Source organism: Micromonospora parastrephiae (genome assembly GCF_016802865.1).
GTDB lineage: Bacteria > Actinomycetota > Actinomycetes > Mycobacteriales > Micromonosporaceae > Micromonospora > Micromonospora parastrephiae.
In genome coordinates this window covers 1-3,593 of the sequence record NZ_JAEVHM010000329.1, presented here as the reverse complement: position 1 = coordinate 3,593, position 3,593 = coordinate 1, and the positions used below count along the sequence as shown (strand labels likewise).

The 3,593-nt window shown below is 71.7% G+C and carries 3 protein-coding genes and 1 pseudogene; 3 read left to right on the top strand and 1 reads right to left on the bottom strand.

Features of this window, described 5'->3' with window-relative positions; translation table 11 throughout:
- Positions 1–424 (bottom strand): annotated as a pseudogene (locus JNW91_RS30400) (hypothetical protein); the annotation flags it as partial.
- 522 nt (positions 425–946) lie between these two features.
- Between JNW91_RS30400 and pdhA the strand changes: the two are divergent.
- The 3 genes from pdhA to JNW91_RS30385 form a co-directional block, all read left to right on the top strand.
- Entirely contained in the window at positions 947–2,122 is a 1,176-nt protein-coding gene (gene pdhA / locus JNW91_RS30395) for a pyruvate dehydrogenase (acetyl-transferring) E1 component subunit alpha (protein WP_203178921.1), read from the top strand.
- Positions 2,122–3,111 (top strand): alpha-ketoacid dehydrogenase subunit beta, encoded by a 990-nt coding sequence (locus JNW91_RS30390; protein WP_203178920.1) that lies wholly within the window; start codon positions 2,122–2,124, stop codon positions 3,109–3,111. The genes pdhA and JNW91_RS30390 overlap by 1 nt, the downstream gene beginning before the upstream one ends.
- Positions 3,108–3,593 (top strand): biotin/lipoyl-containing protein (locus JNW91_RS30385; protein WP_309244528.1); only part of this gene is annotated, 486 nt, incomplete at its 3' end. The genes JNW91_RS30390 and JNW91_RS30385, both read left to right, overlap by 4 nt.

Below are 3,593 nucleotides of genomic sequence, written 5' to 3'. Positions count from 1 at the left end.
CGGTCGGCGGGACCCGCGTCGACGGCTCTCGGCCCCGCTGCCGGCCGCTGCGGGGTACGCAGGGGTGCGGCGGGCAGCCAACCGGGCGTCGCGGTCGGCCGGCGCTGGGCGTGCCGAGCGGAGGGGGCGCCGGTTGGCTGACCACCGGCAGCGGGATCACCACCGGCCCGACCGACGGGGTCGGGATGAACGGGGTGCTGCTGTCCGGCAGCGCCGTGCTGCCCGGCGTGGCCGAACCCGCGCTGATCGCGGCGAGAATGGGCATCGACGCGGTGCCGGCCAGCAGTGCGACGGTGAGCAGGTAGCCCCGGGAGGGACCGCCGGCGCCGGTGGCCCGGTGCGCGCCGACCACCCGCCGGTAGCCGCCGGCCGACCGGTGCCGGCCGAGCGCGGGCGTGCCGGGACCGTCACCTGGCTCGTACACCGCACACCCCTTGTCGTCGGCCGTCGCAGCACGCGCGTGGACCCCACCGGCGGTAGAACCCGGCAATTGACCCGATCGGCGCGTTCCCCGGCAATCAGCCTCGCCCAGTCACCCTGCGTCAGCCAACCTCCACCGCGTGTCGACACGCGGTGCTGACCGAACGGTGACGAATCATCGCCGGAACACCCGGTGGACGCGACAGGGCACGATGACGACAAAGAACCACAAACCATGGACGGTCGGAATGTGGGGCAGGCGTACTGTGGGCGCGCTCACCTGCTCTGCGAATATGGACCACGACGGCAACGCAGCCGTGACCTCCGCGCACCCTCGCGGCAGGCGCGGTTGAGTGCCGGCGCTCCCGAACCGGGTTCGGCCAGAATCCGGCTCACGCCGTGCGGCAACCCCCACCGGGGCTAGGCGCGGCCGCCAGGAACCGGTCCGGCAGCAGCCGGACAGGCGCACGAGTTGCGCGGCCGGGTGACCCCCCGGTGCCGACGCAGACACGACAGGGAGAGACCGATGGCAAAGGGCGACCCCGGGGGCACCACCCGCGGCAGGCGGGCCGCACCCCGCTCCAGGAAGGGCGCGGCCGGCGACCCCGCGCTGGTGCAGCTACTCACCCCCGAAGGCGAGCGGATCGACAGCGCCACCGGGCCGGACGGCACCGAGTACCGCGTCGACTTCACCGACGAGGAGTACCGCGGGCTCTACCGCGACCTGGTGCTGGTCCGGAAGTTGGACGCCGAGGCGACCGCTCTCCAGCGCCAGGGCGAGCTGGGCCTCTGGGCCAGCCTGCTCGGCCAGGAGGCCGCCCAGGTCGGCTCCGGGCGGGCGCTGCGTACCCAGGACATGGCCTTCCCGACGTACCGGGAGCACGGCGTCCTCTACTGCCGGGGCATCGACCCGATCATGCCGCTCGGCCTGTTCCGCGGTGTCGACCAGGGCGGCTGGGACCCGAACGAGTTCAAATTCAACATGTACACCATCGTCATCGGTGCGCAGACCCTGCACGCGACCGGCTACGCGATGGGGATCACCATCGACGGCAAGACCGGCACCGACGACGGCGAGGCGGCAATCGCCTACTTCGGCGACGGCGCCACCAGCCAGGGCGACGTGAACGAGGCGTTCGTCTGGGCCAGCGTGTTCAACGCGCCGCTGGTCTTCTTCTGCCAGAACAACCAGTATGCGATCTCCGAGCCGCTGGAGCGGCAGACCCGGGTCCCGCTCTACCAGCGGGCCGCCGGCTTCGGCTTCCCCGGTGTACGGGTGGACGGCAACGACGTGCTCGCCTCGTACGCGGTCACCCGCACGGCGTTGGACAACGCCCGGCACGGGCAGGGCCCGAGCCTCATCGAGGCGTACACCTACCGGATGGGCGCGCACACCACCTCCGACGACCCGACCCGCTACCGGATCGCCAGCGAGGTCGAGGCGTGGCAGGCCAAGGACCCGATCACCCGGGTGAGGGCCTTCCTGGAAAAGCAGCAGATCGCCGACGCGGGCTTCTTCGCCGAGGTCGACGAGCAGGCCCGCCGCGAGTCGGTGCACCTGCGCGAGCGGGTGCTCGAGATGCCCGACCCGGAGCCGGTGACGATGTTCGACCACGTCTACCCCAACGGGTCTCCGCTGCTGGACGAGCAGCGCGCGCAGTTCAGCCGCTACATGGAGTCGTTCGAGGGGAGCGCCCACTGATGGCCACGGAGACGCTCACCATCGGCAAGGCCCTCAACACCGGTCTGCGCCGCGCCCTTGAGAACGACCCCAAGGTCATCATCATGGGCGAGGACGTCGGCAAGCTCGGCGGCGTCTTCCGGATCACCGACGGTCTCCAGAAGGACTTCGGCGACCAGCGGGTGATCGACACCCCGCTGGCCGAGTCCGGCATCATCGGCACCGCGGTCGGCCTGGCCATCCGCGGCTACCGGCCGGTCTGCGAGATCCAGTTCGACGGCTTCGTCTACCCCGCGTACGACCAGATCGTGTCGCAGGTGGCGAAAATGCACTACCGCTCGGGCGGCAAGCTCAGCATCCCCATGGTGATCCGGATCCCGTTCGGCGGTGGCATCGGCGCGGTCGAGCACCACTCCGAGTCGCCGGAGGCGTACTTCGCGCACACCGCCGGGCTGAAGGTGGTGTCCTGCGCCAACCCGCAGGACGCGTACGTGATGATCCAGCAGGCCGTCGCCTCGGACGACCCGATCGTCTTCCTGGAGCCCAAGCGCCGCTACTGGGAGAAGGGTCCGGTCGACCTGGACGCGCCGCTGTCCGACGCGTACCCCCTGCACTCGGCCCGCGTGGTGCGGCCCGGCGCCGACGTGACCGTGCTGGCCTACGGGCCGATGGTGCGGACGTGCCTGGAGGCGGCGACCGCCGCCGCCGAGGACGGCCGGGAGCTGGAGGTCATCGACCTTCGCTCGCTCTCGCCGCTGGACCTGACGGCGGCGTACGAGTCGGTGAAGCGAACCGGCCGGGCCGTTGTGGTGCACGAGGCGCCGTCGAACATCGGTCTCGGCGCCGAGCTGGCCGCTCGGATCACCGAGGAGTGCTTCTACTCCCTGGAGTCGCCGGTGCTGCGGGTGACCGGCTTCGACATCCCCTACCCGGCCGCCCGGGTGGAGGAGGAGTTCCTGCCCGACCTCGACCGGGTGCTCGACGCCGTCGACCGCACCTTCGGCTGGTGAGCGGCATGTCCCGGATCAAGGAGTTCAACCTGCCCGACCTGGGCGAGGGGCTGACCGAGGGCGAGATCCTGGCCTGGCTGGTCAAGGTCGGCGACACCATCGAACTGAACCAGCCGATCGTCGAGGTGGAGACGGCCAAGGCGGCGGTGGAGATCCCGGCGAAGTGGGCCGGGCAGGTGCAGGCGATCTTCCACCCGGAGGGAACGACGGTCGAGGTCGGTACGCCGATCATCGCCATCGACACCGACCCGGGCGCCGGCCCGCTGGACGTTCCGTCGACCACGGCCACGCCCGGCGACGACCTGCCCACCCCGTCGGCCGCCTCGCTGGCCGCCGTCAAGGTGGCGCCGGCCGAGGGCATGGTCGAGCCGGGCCTGATCGGCGGCCCCGCCCCGGGTGGGCGGACCGCGGTCCTGGTCGGCTACGGCCCCCGCACCACCACCGCAAAACGCCGCCCCCGCAAGTCCCCCCCCAACCCCAAC